The organism is Pradoshia sp. Z6_59, from assembly GCF_058267515.1.
In genome coordinates this window covers 208776-227687 of the sequence record NZ_JBZCPP010000005.1, presented here as the reverse complement: position 1 = coordinate 227687, position 18912 = coordinate 208776, and the positions used below count along the sequence as shown (strand labels likewise).

Below are 18912 nucleotides of genomic sequence, written 5' to 3'. Positions count from 1 at the left end.
GGCATGCTCCTTTCATACATTTATGACCTGATCAGGTCTGTTTTTAGATTACCCAGAAGAGGACAGATTATGATGGGCAAAAAAAAGCAGGCCCAAACATTTGGGCCTTCAAATAGGGAGAAGTGATATGGTTATCCACGTGCCAGTGCATATACACTAGCTTATATTCCTTTAATAACACAAACAGGTAAATTCTAAACGTATTTGCGAAAATTGCCTTCACTGTAAAATAAACTTCTCTTATTTCAGCTTATGCTTACCCTAATTTTTATTGATTGGATGGTTCATACTAATACAGCCAGAGTTCCTGAAAGCATTTTGCATAAAGGCCTCAAGGTAAAAGGCATACATCATAAGCGAGGAAAACTTTATGGATATAAAAAAAGTCGAACAGATGAAAGATCAATCTATGAAGAGACTCCATTTAAAGGACCTGAAAGACCAGGTAATTGTTATTACTGGTGCTTCCAGCGGGATTGGGCTTGTTACGGCACGGATGGCAGCTGAAAAAGGAGCTAAGGTTGTCGTGGCGGCCCGGAATAAAGATGCCCTCCAGGAATTAGTCTACGAATTGAAAAGCAAGGGGCATGAAGCAGTCTGGGTTGCTGCAGATGTTGGAGTTGAAGAGGATGTCCTTAACATTGCTGAAACAGCCATCTTGAATTATGGCGGCTTTGATACATGGGTAAACAATGCTGGTGTTTCGATTTATGGAACAACAACCGAAGTCAGCATAAAAGATATGCGACGTATGTTTGATACTGTTTTTTGGGGTGTCGTTTACGGATCCAGAATCGCGGTCGAGCATTATAAAACACGTGGTGGCCCTGGTGCCATTATTAATATCGGCAGTTTCTTTGGTGATAGGGGAACCGTTATCCAGTCCACCTACTCCTCTGCCAAATTTGCTTTGCATGGCTGGACGGAAAACCTGCGAATGGAGCTCGAGAAAGAAAACGCTCCAATTTCTGTGACGCTCATTCACCCCGGAAGAATCGATACACCATACAATGAGCACGCTCGCAGTTATCTGGAAAAGCAGCCGACCCATATAGGAATGATTTATGCACCTGAAACAGTAGCCGAGGCCATCCTTTTTGCCGCAGAGCATCCAAAACGCGATATGTATGTTGGATCTCAGGCTAAACTCCTGGCTATGCTTGGCCGGTTTGCCCCAAGGCTTACCGATAAATTTATGGAAAAGACTATGTACCATACACAGCATGATGACCGTCCATCCAACCCACCGGAGGATAGCGCCCTGTACAAAGCTGGATACGGATTGCATGAACGCGGCACCAATAAAGGCTGGATTCGAGAAACAAGCTATTATGTGAAAGCATCCAAACACCCAGTCCTAACTTCCGTACTGGTAGCCGGGATTGGCGCTTGCCTATTAGCGACCTTCATGCAAAATAAGTAAGCAATGTTAAAAAAAGCAGAAGGCTATTTGTGAACTTTCCCTTTTTTGGGCAGTCCACTTTGGCGCTTCTGCTCTTTATTTTTGAAATATGAGTATTAAGGATTTAGGATTTCTGATTGCCTAAAGCAAACGTTATTTCAGCTTCACAAGCCAGCTCACCATTCACAGTCGCCCTGCCAATTCCTTTACCAATAAGGCCGCGTACTCTTGTCAATTCTACTTCCAAACGCAGCTGGTCACCAGGACGCACCTGTCTCTTAAAGCGGCATTTATCAATACCGGCAAAAAATGCAAGCCTCCCCTTATTCTCCTCTTTAATCAGAACAGCCACCGCTCCCACCTGAGCCAGAGCCTCCACAATCAGCACCCCCGGCATAACCGGATAATCCGGAAAATGGCCATTAAAAAACTCCTCATTGGCCGTCACATTCTTAACCCCAACAGCCCGCTTCCCCTCATCAACCTCCAAAATCTGATCAACCAACAAAAACGGATACCGATGCGGAATAATCTCCTTAATCTGCTGAATATCTAACATATAATTTCCCCCTTTATTTATAAAGCTGAAGGGCCTTGGTTAGGAGCGAGGAGCATAAGAGGAGGTGCGCAGGGAGAGCGTTTTTTCTCTCCCGTAGCAGCTACCTTATGTCCTGAGCTCCTAGGCCCTGAAGCTGGATTACATCAAAAAGCTAAAAACCTATATTATTGTACGAAGACTAAATACGTCACATCCTGTAGGCCCGTGAAAACTATAAGGAGAGGTATAAGTGGTAAGACCACTTTTCTTCAAACTTCTCCTACCCAATAAAAAACAGGAAGGGATATATCTTGCCTTCCTGCCCGTATTATTTGTCTTTATTCTCCGTGTTCTTATTGACCAGATCAACGATATGAGTCCATGTAGATTTCTTAAACACATCCATAGCTTTTCCATCACCCATAACGGAATAGCCAACCATGGCTCCACCAACAAGGGCCATCATCGTCAACACAAGGACAATTATAATACGAGCCCAAAGTGGCACTAACCGGATTTTAATCTTCTGATTCTCATCCAGTTTTTTCTTATCTATTCGACTGTTTGGTTCAGACTCAGTCTGCTCACTTTTATTATTAACCAACACTTGCATTCTTTTACTCCTTTAACGAATACCGTTGACCAATCCCATCATTTGATCGGCCATACTAACCGTCCGTGATTGAAATTGATATAACCTCTGAGTTTGCATCATTTCTGTCATCTCAGTACTAATATCGACATTAGATTGCTCCAAGTTTCCTTGAACCATAGAAATTTCATTTCTAAAAGCACCGGTTAGTTGGGTATATATGTCGTTTTCTGTTACATCCAATTGTGCCATATTTTTCGGAAGAGTGAAAGTATTATTATTTATCATTTCCATAAATTGAGGCTTCTTGACGGAGATAATCCCCAGGTTAAATGATTGCATCCCATTTTCAGTAGTGACATTTAACTGGCCTTTATCTGTAAATGTTATATCACTAGGGTTACCATTTATCCTAATTTCCTGATTATTCTCATCCAATACTGCACTGCCATTTGATGTTACCAATTGCACTTGATCAGAACCATCAGAAGCTGGACTAAGATAAAATGCTCCATCCCTTGTATAACCGAGCTCACTGCTAGTGCCTTCTGCCGTGCGAATGGCAAAAAATAAATTCTCATTAGTAAGAGCGACATCCAAATTACGTTCCGTTTTCTGCAGAGTACCCTGTGCCAAATTAAGCTGAGACTGACTCATTTTTGCACCAACACCCACTCGAATACCATTTGGTGTCAATCGACCTTTTTCTTTTTCTGTTCGCTCCTGATTATTGAATTCCTGAGCCAGCATGTCTGAGAAATAGGTTTCTTTTCTTTTAAAACCGGTCGTCGAAGTATTTGAGATATTATTCGAAACTGTTTCCAGCTTCTTTTGCAGCTGTCCCATTGTATTTGATGAGGTTATCATCATTCGATTCATCCTTATTTACCCTCCTCTTCAATCCGTACATCAACGTTACAGCTTACCTATTTCATTGACTGTTTTTTGCATGCTTTGATCATAGGCTTGTACAATCTTCTGATTGGCTTCAAAAGTACGATAAGCAGCCATCATGTCCGTCATGGTTTTAGAAGAATCCACATTGGACTGTTCAATTGAACCTTGCTGAACAGCAAATTGAACATTATTTAATGTATAGGCAGAAGGCAGCTCTCCCTCATTGATACGATATAATCCATCGCCTTCCTTGATGAGCTGTGCAGTTGGAGTAGCGCTAAAGCTTATTCCAATTCGTCCTCTATTTAATGTTCCTTCAGATATTTCACCCTCAGAACTAATCGCAAAATTTTCGGAGTTTAAAAGGATACGTTCCCTATTCTCATCCAGAACATAATAACCGTTTGCAGTTGTTAAATAGCCTGAGCCATCTAATGTAAAATTCCCGTTTCGTGTATATCTCAAGCCATCAGGAGTCTCAACTGTAAACAGGCCCGTACCCGGTTGATTCGTTTCAGGATCAATAGGCATATCTTGATCTACAATAGCCATGTCCGTAGTATTGTCGGTTGTTTTAACATCACCCTGTGAAAAAGATGGAATCGTCTCTTGGACATAAACTCCCGTGTTCAATGCACCCACATATTTTGAATGATTGATGGATACTGATTCCTCAACAGGAAGATTCACTTTTTCGTAACTGCTAAGCAGCATTTCTGGAAATGAACGTACACTCGCTTGATCCTCTTTATATCCTACCGTGTTGGCATTCGCTAAATTATTTGCAAGCAGCTCCGTTTTACATTGCTGAGCCAGCATACCGGATGCTGCTGTATAGAATCCTTTAAACATTTTTCCACCCCCAAATAGGCCTAATAAACACCCATATTACCATTATATAGGGAATAATTTTATAAGATACGGACTTTTTTCCTAAAAATCGATTTCTCTCGACAATGTGGGAGTATATGTGGACTTTGTAGGAGTTAACTGGAGACTTTTTTCTTCGACTTTTCTCTTTGTGTGGGAGAAGAGATGCTGTAGAGGTGGGGCAAAGGTGGGGTATAGGCGCCTCATAGCCGGAGCATAGGTAGACCATAGCTGCTTTTCTACACCTTTCACACACCTTTACCCCGGTATAGGCGCTTCATAGCCGGGGCATAGGTGGCGCATAGCTGCTTTACTACACCTTTCACACACCTTTACCCCGGTATAGGTACTCCATAGCCGGAGCATAGGTGGACCATAGCTGCTTTTCTACACCTTTCACATACCTTTACCCCGGTATAGGTGCTCCATGGCCGGGGCATAGGTGGACCATAGCTGCTTTTCTACACCTTTCACCTGCCTTTGACCCGACTTTACCCGGGTATAGCTGCCTCATAGCCAGGGCATAGGTGGACCATAGCTGCTTTACTGCACCTTTGACCCGCCTTTACCCGGGTATAGGTTCCTCATAGCCGGGGCATAGCCAGCGCATAGGTATAGCATAGGTTCTCCAAATCCCAGTAATAGTTGTCGCATAGATGAATCATTCCCACGCACCCCATTGCTCCCCAATAGAAGACACCCTCTTTACCCACACAAAAAACCAGTTCATCGACTGAACTGGTTTTTATATTTTCTTCTGGTGATTATACTAATTTACGGCGTGTGATACGATCGATATTATCAAGCATCATACCTGTTCCGATCGCTACGCAATCCATTGGATTTTCTGCGATTAATACAGGTACCTTTAGTTCTTCAGCCAATAACATGTCCATGCCGTGAAGCAGGGCTCCGCCACCTGTTAGAATTACTCCGCGATCAATAATATCAGCGGAAAGTTCTGGAGGTGTTTGCTCTAACACAGATTTTGCTGCATGAACAATGACATGAATGGACTCACGTAATGCTTCTTCGATTTCTTCTGAACCTACTGTGATGGTTTTTGGTAGTCCCGTCACCATATCGCGTCCGCGAATATCAATTGTTTCATTACGGGAACCTTTAAAAACGGTTGCAACTTTCACTTTTATGTCTTCAGCTGTACGCTCTCCGATTAAAAGCTTGTATGTACGTTTGATGTAATTCAAAATTTCGGCATCAAATTTGTCACCAGCCATTTTTATCGATGCAGATGTAACGATATCCCCCATGGATAATACGGCAATGTCAGTTGTGCCTCCGCCGATATCGATGACCATGTTACCGCTTGGTTGGAAGATGTCCATACCAGCGCCAATTGCTGCTACCTTTGGCTCTTCCTCAAGGTAAATCTTTTTACCGCCGCTTTTCTCTGCAGCTTCACGAATCGCTTTTTGTTCTACGCTTGTAATATTAGTTGGACAACAAATTAAGATACGTGGCTTTGATAAGAATCCTTTTACGTCCAATTTGTTAATGAAGTATTTTAACATGGATTCCGTTACATCAAAGTCAGCAATAACACCATCTTTAAGCGGTCGAATGGCCACAATATGTCCTGGAGTACGGCCAACCATACGGCGTGCTTCTTCTCCAACAGCTAATACGCGATTTGTATTCTTATCCAAGGCTACGACAGATGGCTCATTCAACACAATTCCTTTACCTTTTACATAAATGAGTACATTTGCAGTACCTAAATCGATTCCAATATCTCTCGAAAACATAACCTCATTATCCTCCTCAAGGAACTCTACAATTCCTTCTACTGTACTAATTAAAAATTTTATCATATTTTGTAGAACAAAAGGAACTATGTTACCAAAAAATCTGCCATATTCAGGAACAGAGTAGGGAATATGACTCAAATTAAAAAGGCCGTTGATTTCCTCCGGCCCCTTCCTCCTGTTATTCAATTACTGAACCGGCTCTTCCTCTGTTTTTTTATACTTCTGCTTTGTTGCTTCTCCGCCTCTTAAATGCCTGATTGATTTATGATAATCAAGTATTTCCTTAACCTCATTAGCCAATTCCGGATTTATGTCTGGCAGTCGTTCAGTCAGATCTTTATGGACAGTACTTTTGGATACACCAAACTCCTTCGCTATTACGCGAACTGTTTTTCTCGTTTCCACGATATACTTTCCAATCTTGATAGTTCTTTCTTTGATGTAATCGTGCAATTTCCTCGCCCTCCCTATTTTTTTGAGAAGTACGAGATGTTGATTCGCTGTAATGCAGCCTTTAGTATGTATTTTTATGAATGAGTAATTCATTTTCTTGGATCCCTGATAGATTTAACGAGTCTTCACCTCTTGCATTCTCTATGTGTCAGGTTTGTAAAAGTTTATTAGCTTGGTTCCACTTTTATGCACAAAACATGCAATAAGGACAAGACTTCTTTGGTTTTCTTGCCATTTAAGCTTATTCGACAAGCTTCTTCTGGGCACTATTTCCCGAGAAATAACAGGCAATACGTCGAAAAAAATGCCTCCAGACAATAGAGCCTGAAGGCATTTCCTTTATTCGTTACCTGGTTCTTGATTAGGATCGGACTCTTGATTATCATTTGAGTCTTCAGATGTTTCATTACCTGCATCATCTTGATTTTTAGTTGTTTCTTCTTTTTCTTGATCAGCTGAATCTTTAGCCTTTGTATCGGCTTCCGTTTTCTCAGCTTTCAATGAACTGATTGGTTTATCAAGATGCTCTAATGGATTGACAGCAACATTATCTTTTCTAACTTCGAAATGAACATGGGTGCCAGCTTCTTCATTAATAGCACTTGTTCCGCCTTTGGCAAAGGTTTCACCTTGTTTAATGGTGTCTCCCTCTTTTACTTTAATATCCTTGATGGAGGAATAATGAGTTTCTACCCCTTTATCGTGCTCAATAACTACTAAGTTACCTAGCAATGCATCTTCCTGAACACTTTTCACTTTTCCGCTCATAGAAGCCGTAACTTCAAAGCCTTTTCCATCTTTCATGGCATAGTCGATTCCTGTGTTAGGCTGATACGTATTATTATAGACAACAAGGGATGCTTCCTGTTGCTTTGTATCCCCATCCACATCATAAAATTCCTTTTTAATGACAGCAGACTCTGCCTCGGTCATTGGAATTGTGAAGGTTTCCAGTGAATTGTTCACTTCAATAGATGGCTCATTATTTTCAGACGTAATGTTTTGTTTGTTCTTGGATGGATCTTGCGTAAATTCATCATCGCTTGCTTGATAAACTAAAATACCTGTCAAAAGGACCGCTGCACTAAAAATATAAACTGCCGGCAAAAACCAACGCTTTTTCATTATACTTTTTACTTTTGACTGAGAAGATCGTTTCTTTTCTTCCTCTCTCATTTTCATCACCTCTGTCATCATTCTGAACACTTTTCAGAAAATATATACATGGACGGTGAAAAAATTTATATCTTTTGTAAAACAGGCTGAAAATATGCATGAAATACATTATTTATAGCATTTAAATTATTCGATGTTGTTTGAATAGGCTCCAGTGGCTAATTCAATTCCTCAAGTTTTGTGTGGAGCGGGCTTATGTATGTTTTTGATAGCTGGAATAGTGTGCTTTAGCTTTGCAATCGCTCAAAGGCCCTTTTTATCACACAACTAATTTATATTATCGCTCAATCTCAGTTCATTTCGCTCATATATTTTTCTTTCGCGCAAATAATTCGATTTTCGCTCATAAATCTCGATTTTCGCTCATTTAATTATTTTTTAGCGCATAATTTCGATTTTCGCTCATTAATTCTTATTTTCGCTCAATTATATAAGATGTTCCTGATTTTTGACCATCGTTCTCATCTTTTATAATGGAACCACCATTTATTCTTCAATTCCTCCCAAAGAAACCAAAAAAGGCGAGGAAACAAATCGTTTCCTCACCAATTACAATGTGAACCTGCTTGACTCACTTCTTCGCTGTATAAGTAGGTAGGTAGGCTGTTGCCTGTGATATTTTTACATCCTTATAATAGTAAGAGATGATGTCCTTATAGGATTTGCCTGACTGTGCCATTCCGTTCGCTCCATACTGGCTCATTCCTACTCCATGACCGTAGCCCTTTGTCGTGATTACAACCTGGTCGCCCTTTTTGTACCAGGAGAAATCACTTGATTTAAGGCCAAGCTGCTCTCTTACCTTTTTACCAGTGAGACGTTTACCGCCGATCTCGATTTCGCCAATTCGATTTCCTTCTGTTCGGCTAATGATCTTGCCAACATCCTCTTTACTCGCAACCTTCACATTTAGGAGACGTTCAAACTCTGATAACGATAACGTTGTTTCGCTTAAATATTTTGGGGATTTCTCATCCCAGGGACTGGCCACACTGCGCAGGTATGGAAGTGCGTTCGGCCAGTAATCTTCTGAGTTCTCGGTGTACCCATTGCTGGTGGAGAAGAAAGAGGGAGTAATTAGTTCTTCCTTATAGGTTAAAAGCTGCCCTTTCGTTGCGGAAACGGCCTCTTTAATCTTTTGCATATTCGTTTGATATTTATTTCCCCAGGCAGCTTTTAACTCTTTATCATTTAAATAAACCTGATCATTCACAGTATCGGTTATATCGGCGCCCTTTGGTATTTCCTTCTTCGTTGTAGCTGTTAGTGCCTTTACGATAAACGTTCTGGCTGTCAGAGCTTGAGCCTTTAATGCCTCTAGCTCGAAATTAGCAGGCATTTCAGCTGCAACCACACCAGCTACGTATTCCTCCAAATCTACAGCTTCCACGGTCTTATGAATGTTTCTGTACACTTGAATGGTAGTTTGTATCTCCGCCTTTTTCTCCGGCTGCTGTTTTTGTTTTGGTTCCCTTAACACGTGCTGCTCAGCCTCCGCTTCATCTTCATCATTAAAAGGTGCGACCAGGAGTGTGGGAATCATAATAGTAACGGCTGCAACAAGACTAATGGCAAAAATAATCGGTTTCCAATGCTTCATATAGTAGTCTCCCCTCTATTCAGTTAACTGTCCAACACTTCATATGTATGAATTCTCTTATATGAATATGTCTATAAATCGTTAAGAGGGGCAAACTATTTATCATGAATGATTCTTCTTTTTCTTTTCATAGTTTCTGTAAAGACTAAATAAAATATATAGAATGATTCCAAACAATAAAACATCAAATAAGATCTTAGCTACCTTAAAGATCAAAATCGCTAAGCAAACGATTAAAATAATTTTTATTATGGTCGATACGCTTATGTCTTTCAAACTAAAAATCTCCTTTCCTTTATTTTATCAATTATAGTCTAACAAAATTTCAGATTATTTAGTGAGTTTTCCCCAAAAGTGATGGAATTGTGTATAAAGTTGTGGATAACTAGTGAATGATCATTGTTTTTATTAAAATCTGTTAAAAAACCTGAGAAATAAAGGTTTAAAATCTTGAAGACCTGTTTTTACACCCACTTATGTGGATAACCCTGTTGATAAACCTATTACAATTGTGTATAACTTGTTGTTAATTTGTTTATATACCTGTGGGTAACTCAATAATAGTTGAGGTTTATACAATGGGTAACCACTAAATAGCCGTCGTTTTTTGTGAAAACGAAAAAGCCAGACATTTCTGCCTGGCTTTAAACTCTCTAGAATTTATGCGTTTTCCGCAATAACTGTAGATTCTTCCTGCTCAGAGGATTCATTAATACGCTCGATATCAGCACCAAGAGCAGCAAGTTTACCATGGAAATTAACGTATCCACGATCCAAGTGCTTAAGCTCTGTTACTCGAGTGACACCGTCAGCAACAAGGCCGGATAAAATCAAGGCTGCTGCTGCGCGCAGATCTGTAGCTGCTACTTCAGCTCCCTGAAGATTTGCTTCTCCAGAAATAATAACAGAACGGCCATCAATTTTAATATCAGCGTTCATACGACGGAATTCTTCTACATGCATGAAGCGGTTTTCGAAGACCGTTTCAGTAATCATGCTCGTTCCATTGGCACGTAACAACAATGCCATCATTTGAGATTGCATATCAGTCGGGAATCCTGGATGCGGCATTGTTTTGATATCTACTGCTTTCATGCTGTCTGACCCGATTACACGCAGGCCATCTTTTTCTTCCTTGATTGTAATACCCATCTCTTCCATTTTAGCCACAAGAGAGGATAAGTGCTCCATTACTGCACCTTGTACCAATACATTTCCGCCTGTAATTGCAGCAGCAACCATGAAAGTTCCAGCTTCAATACGGTCAGGAATAATGTAATGTTCAGTACCATACAGCTTCTCTACACCCTCAATACGGATTGTAGCTGTTCCTGCACCCTTAACCTTCGCACCCATTTTATTCAAATAGTTAGCCAGGTCAACAATTTCAGGTTCTTTTGCACAGTTATCTAATACAGTGACACCATCTGCCAATGCAGCAGCCATCATGATGTTTTCAGTAGCTCCCACACTTGGGAAATCCAAATAGATTTTTGCACCTTTAAGACGACCATCAACCTCAGCTTCGATAAAACCGTTGCCGACTCTTACTTTAGCGCCCATTGCTTCAAATCCCTTTAGATGCTGATCAATTGGACGTGAACCAATTGCACAGCCGCCAGGTAAAGCGACGCGAGCTTTTCCGTTCCTAGCCAATAAAGATCCCATTACAAGGACTGAAGCACGCATTTTACGAACGTATTCGAACGGCGCTTCTTCTGCTAATGGCTTTGAGGCATCCACTGTTACAGTATTATTGCTAAAAGTAACTTCTGTATTTAAATTTCGGATTACTTCATTAATTGTATATACATCGGATAGCTCCGGAACGTCTTTAAGAACGCTTTTTCCTTCACTTGCTAATAATGTTGCAGCTAATACAGGTAAAACGGCGTTTTTTGCACCCTCTACACGAACTGTACCTTCTAACCTGTTTCCGCCGCGGACAATGATTTTTTCCAAAGTTATTCCCCTCCGCGTTCAATATCTCTATATTAGTATTCAAATGCTATTATCGGTGTGCCAATGGTAAACTGTGTCCCACTGTTCTTTTGATCCTCTCTCATATCTCGAAAGGCCAGTTGGAGGTTCATTCCATTGGTCATCATATTCTTAAATTGATTGCTTTTTGCAGCAACAGAAATAAAATTGCTCTCTATTGCACTTTCCATTGACTTAGCTTCATATTCATTCATCCAGTTTTTTAGTAGAACCTTATCCATATTAGCACCGGTTATCCCTTTGATACAAGAGAAATAGTGAGGGGGGTCCTTAAACATGACCTTTGTCCCATTTTTTAGCCAGTTTTGGATAAAATCAACTTGTCCACGTGTCCACTCAGTCCCTTCTATACTGGTAATTAGGACTGTTTTTTGTGAATCACTGGACATGATTTTAATCTTTGAGGTAATATTCAACTTTTCATTCAGATATGTACCAACCAATGTTTTTCCGTTGCTGCTGGAATCTTCGCTCCAAACATAATTGGTATATTCAGTCTGTATGTCAGCCGCCACTTCAGAAAATTGATTATCAACACTTGCTCGGGCCAAAACAATCCAATCCGTTATTTCTGCTGCTGGATCGACACGCTTTATTCCCTCTGCAATCATTAGCAAGTCGTTTTTAGCCAATGCTTCTGTCGTTTTATTCCCCACATATAAAATCATCAAACCAACAATTATTGAAAGAATCACTTTTTTCATGTACGCCACTCTCCCCTATTGCTTTAGTTTTACCTTAGGGAATCATATGCATACTGAAATCCGTTCGTCACTTTCTGACAGCTACGGTTAATTAAAGAGATTCGTTAATTGCTGAGCATAACTCCAGTAATCAAGAAAAAAACCGCTGACTGCTGAACCGATAGTGATGGTCAACAATATATACAGCACTCTCGCCTGAAATACTCTTCCTGCTCTCAGCAGCTTATCAAAGTGCAGCGCTTGTAATGCCCACCATGTAACAGCTATAAAAAATAAATGACTTACAATACTGAGTAAAGCTTGCATTCCGAATGAATTCATGGTCTTTTTTCCTTTCAAAACTAAAGATATACGAATTCAGTGTACCATATTTAGAAGGGCCGTTCCTCTTTTTCTATAAATTATCGACATTTTCTAACAAAAATACTCTAAATCATATGAAAATAGACGGATTCTATCAAATAATGTAATAAACAGACATAATTAGGCACGCATATTATTATTTTACAACATAACACCTGTTAATAGCTATATTCACTTCTTCACAATTTAATGGTAATTATTAAGTTTTCTTTACAAAGAAAACAAATAAAGAGCCAGGAGGTATCTTGCCTCCTGGCTCTGTAAATCTATTTTAACATTTGATATATATCCGTGAAATTCTGATGGAAGAAATCTAGCAGATAATGAGGGAATAATCCGAACAGGATCGACCCCCCTGCACAAATTCCGATTACATAATGGATAACTGATATATTCAGCTTCCCCTTTGTTTCTTCCTTCGGTCTCATAAATAGATGGACGATGATGCTGAAGTAATAGATATAGGAAATTACGGTAGTTACCAGCATGATTGCCGCCAGTATATAATGGCCTTGTTCCTTTGCAAAAAGGTTCATGAAAATATTCAGCTTTGCGATGAATCCTGCCGTACCAGGAATTCCTGCCATGGAGAGAATGAAAATACACATGGAGACCGCCAAAAATGGTGATCTTTTATATAGGCCGGCCATCATATATTGATCCTCGTCCCCAATCTTCCTATCTTCCGCCAAGTATTGGATGATGGCAAAGGCTCCGGTCATCATTAGGGTATACGCAGCAAAATAGTACCAGACCGATTCAATCGTATATTCTCCAAAGGCCGTAACCGCAGCAAGCAAATATCCTGCATGGGCAATGCTTGAATAAGCAAGCATCCGTTTCAGATTCTTTTGCTTTAATGCAATCAGATTTCCGGCAATCATCGTTATACTTGCCAGGACAGCCAGATAGTTTTGATTAGCTGTAAAAATCGATAGAAATCCGATATCATCCATTGTCGCTGTTAAAAACACGGTAACGACGATACGAAGTAAAAGCGCAAAGCCTGCTGCTTTTGAGACGATACTCAAGAAGGCAGTTACCGGCGTCGGCGATCCTTCATATACATCAGGTGCCCACATATGGAATGGTACAGTTGCCTGCTTGAAGGACATCCCGATTACGAAAATAAAGAAGGATAGTCCAGCAATATATTGAAGCTGCGAGTTTTCTTGGGTGGCAAATATAGTTCCAATTTCGAATATATTTGTCGTCCCGCTCACACCATACATATAACTCAGTGCAAACAGGATGATGGCTGTTGAGATTCCCCCATTGACCACATACTTCATTGAGGCTTCGGCTGATTTTCGATTATTTTTCTGCATTCCAGCCAGAATATAGGATGAAATGGACAAAAGCTCTAGCCCCACAAACAATGTAATTAAATCTCCGCTTGATGTCATGATCATGGCACCTAATAAAGCGGTTAAAAGTAAATAATAAAATTCTGCCTGATACGGCTGCATTCCAGCTCTCGGTTTATGTACCACAGCCAGCACCATGACAAAGGCTGACCCAATTAAAAGAATTAGCTTAAACGCTTTGGCAAAGGCGTCCAATCGGAACGTATCATACAAAATCGACCCTGCCTCCAATGGAATTAAGCCAAGTAAAGAAATGATGGCTAGCGCGATACTACCAAAAGCAAACCAGCCTAGAACCTTTCTTCCAAATTGTTTAGGCATGCATAAATCCAATACAGAGAGGATAATCGCAGCACCAAGGATTATAAATTCAGGTATCATTAAATTCCAGTTCATCGACAGTAATGTTTCCATATCCATATCTTAGTCACCCCCTATCCCTGTCATCATGTCAGCAATTTCAGCCTGAAGCGGTCCTTCCAGGATGACAGGGCAGACGCCGATCAAAATAATAAAACCGAGTAATACAGATGCCAGTACCGCTTCGTTCGGTCTTAAATCGGCTATGGATAACTCGTTCTTTGGCGCTCCAAATGTCATATTCAGAACGGCACGCAGCACGTAAACAGCCGTCAATACAATTCCTAAAGTGCCAACGGCAGCAAGGATTGGTTCAGTCTTAAACAATCCCATAAACGCCATGAATTCACTGATAAAACCGGACATCCCCGGCAATCCGAGTGAAGCCATCCCTCCTGCCAGTAAAATTCCGGAGAAAATCGGAATAGATTTAGCCAATCCACCCAGCTCTTTTATATTTGTAGTGCCGACTCTTTCATAAAGAAAGCCAACCAGTAGAAAAAGCAAGGCGGCGATCAAGCCATGAGATACAACCTGAAATAAAGCTCCCTGAATCCCTGCTGTATTTAATGCCCCCAGTCCCATAAGGACAATTCCCATATGAGAGATTGAGGAATAGGCCAGCACGAGCTTGAAATCCGTTTGTTGCAAAGCGAGCCAAGCACCATATAAGAAATTAATGACGCCAAGCAAAGCAATCCAAAATGCCAGCTCTTTAAACTCACCTGGAAACAATCCCATTCCAAATCTGATTAACCCATACGCACCAATCTTCAATAATACTCCGGCATGCAGTATAACAATTGCCGGCGGTGCCTGTACATGGACTTTCAGCATCCAGGAATGGAACGGAAAAATCGGCAGCTTGATTCCAAATGCAATGACAATCCCTGCAAAGAGGACATATTTCAATTCTGTACTGATTGGGGCAAGCAGCGTCTGCCCGCCAACTGATAAGATTTGCCCCAATATCTCAATATTAGCTGTGCCGGTTCTCGCAAAAAGCACCATGATGACAAACAAGAGGATGGCAGATCCCAAGCCGTTATAAATCAAGAAGCTAAATGCAGCTTTTTCTTTGTCAAAGTAACCCCATTTCCCAATCAAGAAGAACATGGCCACCAAGGTAACCTCAAAGAAGAGGAAGAATAAAATCAGGTTCTGAGATAGGAAGACACCCAGCATACCAACCTCTAATAAGAGAAGGAGAATAAAATAACCCTTCCACTCTTTTTTTATTTGAAGAACAGAGGCTAATGCTGCCAATGTTGTTAAAATTGCTGTGAGAATGACCATCACTAGGGAAATTCCATTCAGGCTCAGTTCAAAGGGTACGGCATATAATTGGCTTTGCCTAACTCCCCCGCCTCCTAATTGAAACCACTTATGAAAAACCGAAAACACCGTAAATTTTGTGCCAGATATATATTCACTATATAGGTAGATTGTAAGAATCACAGGCGAAATGGTCCCCAGAATACCTAATCGTTTCAGTGCCTTTTCATTGTTTTTCGAAACAAACAGCAATCCGGCTATCCCTAACAAAGGGGAGAAAACCAGCAAACTAAGAATATATGGATTCATCTGACGTACCCTCCTGTCCACGCAAAGATCACAAGTACGGCAGCCAGGCCAATCAGAGCAATTGTCCCGTATATCTGCATTTGACCATTATGAGCATCAGCACCTTTAGTTGCGCCTAAATTGATCACGTAAGAAACAGATGACATAATTCCCTGCAGGATATATTTTCCAACCCAGGAGATCATCATTCCGATACCCTTCACCATTCGCACAATCGTATACTCGTAAATTTCATCGATATAAAATTTATTTGCAAGTATTTGATAAAATGGCCCCGGAATATCCTCCTCCACACTGACACGATTTCTTTTACCATAGATCAGCCAGGCGGTTCCGCTTCCAACTAAAAAGGCAAGTGTTGCCGCAATAGGTATCCAAACTGGCCCCTCTATATGTGCATGGTCCAGATATCGGTTCCCATCAGCCAGCCAATCTCCAAGAAACGTTCCAAACCAAGGGGTGTTTACATAGCCTGCAAAGATGGAAAGTACTGCAAGTATCATCATCGGAGCTGTCATGGAACCAGGTGATTCCTGCACACCCTTTGTTTCATTCCGTGATGGTCCCCAGAATACGATAAAGAACAGGCGGAACATATAAAAAGCCGTTAATATGGATGTTAGTAAGGCAACCACAAATAGGACGATATGGCCGCTCTCCCAAACAGATACAAGAATCTCATCCTTACTAAAGAATCCTGATAGAAGTGGAAGTCCGGTTAAGGCCAATGTCCCGATTAAAAACAGTGGACCAGTTCGCCGTAATTTTTTCCACAAACCACCCATCTCGTCAATATTTTGAGTGTGAACAGCATGTATCACACTGCCGGCTGCCAGGAACAATAGTGCCTTAAAAAATGCATGTGTCGTTAAATGGAAGACACCGGCCACATAGCCTGCTGTCCCAAGCGCCAGCATCATATAGCCAAGCTGGCTGACCGTCGAGTAAGCCAAGATTCGTTTAATATCCTTTTGGACTGTGGCAATTGCAGCAGCAAAGATGGCTGTAAATGCGCCAACAATCGCTACAGTCAGCATGGCTGTTTCACTCGCTGCAAACAGTGGAAACATCGTTGCAACTAAATAGACGCCGGCCGCCACCATGGTAGCGGCATGGATTAATGCCGATACGGGAGTCGGACCTTCCATCGCGTCAGGAAGCCATGTATGTAATGGAAACTGGCCAGATTTCCCGATAGCGCCAATAAAAATCAACAGCGCTGTGGCCGTGACCCAGCCTGAAGTCAGGACTCCATTTTCTACAGCTGAGAAAATTGCCTCATACTCAAAGCTGCCTGTTTTCCAGAATAAGAGGATAATGCCGATTAAAAGTCCGATATCTCCAATTCTGGTCATAATAAATGCTTTTTTCGCTGCGCGTTTAGCAGCATCCTTATAAAAGTAAAATCCAATCAACAGGAATGATCCTAACCCGACTAATTCCCAAAAGATATAGAGCTGCAGGAGATTCGGTGAAACCACCAAACCGAGCATGGCAAATGTAAACAGCCCCAGGTAAGCAAAGAAAACGGGCACTCTTCCATCGCCATGCATATACCCAATTGAATAAATATGTACAAGCAAGCTAACAAGTGAAACAATCACCAGCATCAACGCATTTAATTGGTTTACCTCTACTCCCATTGTCACTCTTGTCTCACCAATTCTTAGCCAATCCACTACAGCATGATAGTCAGGTGATTGAAGGCGGCCAATAAGAACCAGCAGGGAGAAAAGGAAGGTAAGTAACGTGAAGCCAATCCCTACGTATGCACTCGAAGCCTTCAGCCTCTTTCCAGCCACAAGCAGAAGAACAAATGACAGGAGCGGGAAAAGAGGAATGACCCATACAAGCTTCATCATATAAACATTTCCCCTTATGATTGAAGAGCAGCAGTTCCCTCTTCAATTCGTGTTATCCATTGACGTTAATTTTTCAATGTATCCATTTCATCTATATTGACAGTCTTGCGATTCCGATAAAGTGAAAATAAAATCGCCAGTCCTACTGCAGCCTCGGCAGCTGCCACTGCAATCGCAAACAAAGCAAATACCTGACCGGTTATGGCAGGGGCCGGTCCAAGCTTACTGAAAGCAACTAGATTGATATTCACCGCATTAAGCATTAATTCAATCGATACGAGGACAATAATGATATTTCGCTTTGTCAGAGCACCATAAAGCCCAATACAAAATAACGTCAACGCCAGTGTTAAATAAGCAGGAAGCGGAACTGAAGTCATTTCTCCTCCCCCTCCTTCTGATCATCTTTTTTCGCCAATACTACGGCACCTACCAAGGCAACCAGCAGCAATACGGATACAAGCTCAAATGGAATTACAAATTTCGTATAAATAGCAATCCCGATTTTCTCTGTATTATTTAAATGTAAGGTGCTCGATTGACTGACCAGATCGGTCTCGCCGCCTGCTGTATTGACAGTTTCTGCAAAGTTTAAATTGTAGATGCCTGCATAGACTGCACCTGCAAAGCCCAGAATTCCTATTAGGACAAAGGCTTTCCTCCAAATGCCTGCCTTCGTTACACTTGGGTCGCGGTGATTGGTCAGCATAATTCCAAAAAGCATAATGATTGTGATTGCTCCAGAATAAATCATGATTTGGACTACCGCCACAAACTCTGCTGACAGTAACACATAGATTCCGGCAATGCTGATAAAGGTAAACACAAGTGACACCATCATATGCATGACCTTGGTTAGATGGATCATCAGCACAGCGCCGCAGATTGCTATTAATCCCAGCACAATGAATGCTGCCATTTCTCCACTCATTATTGATTTTCCTTTCGAATGTTTTCGTCATTTTCATCAAGCCACTCTAAATTCTTAAATAATTCATCCCGGCTATACTCAGCCAGTTCAAAATTATTTGTCATCACAATGGCTTCGGTCGGACAAACCTCTGTGCATAAATCACATAAAATACAAATCTCAAAATTAATATCATAGGTGTCGATAATTTTGCCTTTTTTAGTAGAGTCAGGGTGTTTTTTACCTGTCAGATGAATACAATCTGTTGGACAAATATTCATACATTGATTACATACAATGCATTTTTCGGGATAAAATTTTTGAATGCCGCGGAAACGATCTGGTACCATAATCGACTCATTTGGATAATCGTAGGTCACTTTTTCACGAGATAAATTCTTCAGCGTGTACTTCAGTCCCTTAGCTAAACCGAACATTTTTCTCCCTCCCTCTATTACTCTCTC

At 41.0% G+C, this 18912-nt stretch carries 19 protein-coding genes; 1 reads left to right on the top strand and 18 read right to left on the bottom strand.

The features are described 5' to 3' along the window. Positions 1-370 precede the first annotated feature (370 nt). Positions 371-1423: an SDR family oxidoreductase gene (locus tag AC4D4B_RS07800; protein ID WP_490999591.1), complete on the top strand. Its 1053-nt coding sequence runs from the start codon at positions 371-373 to the stop codon at positions 1421-1423. A 103-nt stretch (positions 1424-1526) separates the two neighbouring features. Here the strand turns inward: AC4D4B_RS07800 and fabZ are convergent, their stop codons facing one another. The 18 genes from fabZ to nuoI all read right to left on the bottom strand — a co-directional run bounded on the left by fabZ (position 1527) and on the right by nuoI (position 18885). After that, the gene (gene fabZ, locus AC4D4B_RS07795; protein WP_490999590.1) at positions 1527-1961 is read right to left on the bottom strand and encodes a 3-hydroxyacyl-ACP dehydratase FabZ; all 435 of its coding nucleotides are present in this window, start codon (positions 1959-1961) and stop codon (positions 1527-1529) included. Positions 1962-2268: 307 nt separating this feature from the next. Further along, a complete protein-coding gene (locus tag AC4D4B_RS07790) occupies positions 2269-2553 on the bottom strand; it encodes a DNA-directed RNA polymerase subunit beta (RefSeq protein WP_490995024.1) in 285 nt (94 codons plus the stop codon). Positions 2554-2565: 12 nt separating this feature from the next. Continuing rightward, entirely contained in the window at positions 2566-3411 is an 846-nt protein-coding gene (locus tag AC4D4B_RS07785; protein ID WP_490999589.1) for a flagellar hook-basal body protein, read from the bottom strand. 36 nt (positions 3412-3447) lie between these two features. Further along, positions 3448-4281 carry a flagellar hook-basal body protein gene (locus tag AC4D4B_RS07780; RefSeq protein WP_490999588.1) on the bottom strand — a complete coding sequence of 278 codons (834 nt, stop codon included), beginning with the start codon at positions 4279-4281 and terminating at the stop codon, positions 3448-3450. 782 nt (positions 4282-5063) lie between these two features. After that, complete coding sequence (locus AC4D4B_RS07775) at positions 5064-6065, bottom strand: rod shape-determining protein (protein ID WP_066103249.1); 1002 nt, start codon at positions 6063-6065, stop codon at positions 5064-5066. A 189-nt stretch (positions 6066-6254) separates the two neighbouring features. Further along, the gene (spoIIID, locus tag AC4D4B_RS07770) at positions 6255-6521 is read right to left on the bottom strand and encodes a sporulation transcriptional regulator SpoIIID (RefSeq protein WP_139892089.1); all 267 of its coding nucleotides are present in this window, start codon (positions 6519-6521) and stop codon (positions 6255-6257) included. Between the two features lie 339 nt (positions 6522-6860). Then, positions 6861-7718 (bottom strand): stage II sporulation protein SpoIIQ, encoded by an 858-nt coding sequence (spoIIQ, locus tag AC4D4B_RS07765; protein WP_490999587.1) that lies wholly within the window; start codon positions 7716-7718, stop codon positions 6861-6863. A gap of 550 nt (positions 7719-8268) precedes the next feature. Then, a complete protein-coding gene (gene spoIID / locus AC4D4B_RS07760) occupies positions 8269-9297 on the bottom strand; it encodes a stage II sporulation protein D (RefSeq protein WP_490999586.1) in 1029 nt (342 codons plus the stop codon). A 102-nt stretch (positions 9298-9399) separates the two neighbouring features. Then, complete coding sequence (locus AC4D4B_RS07755) at positions 9400-9573, bottom strand: hypothetical protein (protein WP_490995029.1); 174 nt, start codon at positions 9571-9573, stop codon at positions 9400-9402. Positions 9574-9957: 384 nt separating this feature from the next. After that, a complete protein-coding gene (gene murA, locus AC4D4B_RS07750) occupies positions 9958-11259 on the bottom strand; it encodes a UDP-N-acetylglucosamine 1-carboxyvinyltransferase (protein ID WP_490995030.1) in 1302 nt (433 codons plus the stop codon). Between the two features lie 32 nt (positions 11260-11291). Then, positions 11292-12002: a YwmB family TATA-box binding protein gene (locus tag AC4D4B_RS07745; protein WP_490999585.1), complete on the bottom strand. Its 711-nt coding sequence runs from the start codon at positions 12000-12002 to the stop codon at positions 11292-11294. Between the two features lie 87 nt (positions 12003-12089). After that, positions 12090-12323 (bottom strand): DUF1146 family protein, encoded by a 234-nt coding sequence (locus AC4D4B_RS07740; protein ID WP_066103265.1) that lies wholly within the window; start codon positions 12321-12323, stop codon positions 12090-12092. 308 nt (positions 12324-12631) lie between these two features. Next, entirely contained in the window at positions 12632-14152 is a 1521-nt protein-coding gene (gene nuoN, locus AC4D4B_RS07735) for an NADH-quinone oxidoreductase subunit NuoN (protein WP_490999584.1), read from the bottom strand. Positions 14153-14155: 3 nt separating this feature from the next. Further along, positions 14156-15676 carry an NADH-quinone oxidoreductase subunit M gene (locus AC4D4B_RS07730; RefSeq protein WP_490999583.1) on the bottom strand — a complete coding sequence of 507 codons (1521 nt, stop codon included), beginning with the start codon at positions 15674-15676 and terminating at the stop codon, positions 14156-14158. Beyond that, positions 15673-17538, bottom strand: a complete 1866-nt coding sequence (nuoL, locus tag AC4D4B_RS07725; RefSeq protein ID WP_490999582.1) for an NADH-quinone oxidoreductase subunit L — start codon at positions 17536-17538, stop codon at positions 15673-15675. The genes AC4D4B_RS07730 and nuoL overlap by 4 nt, the downstream gene beginning before the upstream one ends. A 65-nt stretch (positions 17539-17603) precedes the next feature. Next, positions 17604-17918, bottom strand: a complete 315-nt coding sequence (gene nuoK, locus AC4D4B_RS07720) for an NADH-quinone oxidoreductase subunit NuoK (protein ID WP_066103278.1) — start codon at positions 17916-17918, stop codon at positions 17604-17606. Next, positions 17915-18457 carry an NADH-quinone oxidoreductase subunit J gene (locus AC4D4B_RS07715; protein WP_490999581.1) on the bottom strand — a complete coding sequence of 181 codons (543 nt, stop codon included), beginning with the start codon at positions 18455-18457 and terminating at the stop codon, positions 17915-17917. Before AC4D4B_RS07715 ends, nuoK begins: the two co-directional genes overlap by 4 nt. Before the next feature lie 11 nt (positions 18458-18468). Continuing rightward, positions 18469-18885: an NADH-quinone oxidoreductase subunit NuoI gene (nuoI, locus tag AC4D4B_RS07710; protein WP_490995036.1), complete on the bottom strand. Its 417-nt coding sequence runs from the start codon at positions 18883-18885 to the stop codon at positions 18469-18471. Positions 18886-18912 lie beyond the last annotated feature (27 nt).

Coding starts and splice junctions, on each gene's coding strand:
- nuoN (WP_490999584.1), bottom strand. CDS start 14,152: ATGGATATGGAAACATTACTGTCGATGAACTGGAATTTAATGATACCT.
- AC4D4B_RS07785 (WP_490999589.1), bottom strand. CDS start 3,411: ATGAATCGAATGATGATAACCTCATCAAATACAATGGGACAGCTGCAA.
- AC4D4B_RS07790 (WP_490995024.1), bottom strand. CDS start 2,553: ATGCAAGTGTTGGTTAATAATAAAAGTGAGCAGACTGAGTCTGAACCA.
- nuoI (WP_490995036.1), bottom strand. CDS start 18,885: ATGTTCGGTTTAGCTAAGGGACTGAAGTACACGCTGAAGAATTTATCT.
- AC4D4B_RS07745 (WP_490999585.1), bottom strand. CDS start 12,002: ATGAAAAAAGTGATTCTTTCAATAATTGTTGGTTTGATGATTTTATAT.
- AC4D4B_RS07715 (WP_490999581.1), bottom strand. CDS start 18,457: ATGGCAGCATTCATTGTGCTGGGATTAATAGCAATCTGCGGCGCTGTG.
- AC4D4B_RS07800 (WP_490999591.1), top strand. CDS start 371: ATGGATATAAAAAAAGTCGAACAGATGAAAGATCAATCTATGAAGAGA.
- spoIIQ (WP_490999587.1), bottom strand. CDS start 7,718: ATGATGACAGAGGTGATGAAAATGAGAGAGGAAGAAAAGAAACGATCT.
- AC4D4B_RS07775 (WP_066103249.1), bottom strand. CDS start 6,065: ATGTTTTCGAGAGATATTGGAATCGATTTAGGTACTGCAAATGTACTC.
- AC4D4B_RS07780 (WP_490999588.1), bottom strand. CDS start 4,281: ATGTTTAAAGGATTCTATACAGCAGCATCCGGTATGCTGGCTCAGCAA.
- nuoL (WP_490999582.1), bottom strand. CDS start 17,538: ATGATGAAGCTTGTATGGGTCATTCCTCTTTTCCCGCTCCTGTCATTT.
- spoIID (WP_490999586.1), bottom strand. CDS start 9,297: ATGAAGCATTGGAAACCGATTATTTTTGCCATTAGTCTTGTTGCAGCC.
- AC4D4B_RS07730 (WP_490999583.1), bottom strand. CDS start 15,676: ATGAATCCATATATTCTTAGTTTGCTGGTTTTCTCCCCTTTGTTAGGG.
- fabZ (WP_490999590.1), bottom strand. CDS start 1,961: ATGTTAGATATTCAGCAGATTAAGGAGATTATTCCGCATCGGTATCCG.
- nuoK (WP_066103278.1), bottom strand. CDS start 17,918: ATGACTTCAGTTCCGCTTCCTGCTTATTTAACACTGGCGTTGACGTTA.
- AC4D4B_RS07740 (WP_066103265.1), bottom strand. CDS start 12,323: ATGAATTCATTCGGAATGCAAGCTTTACTCAGTATTGTAAGTCATTTA.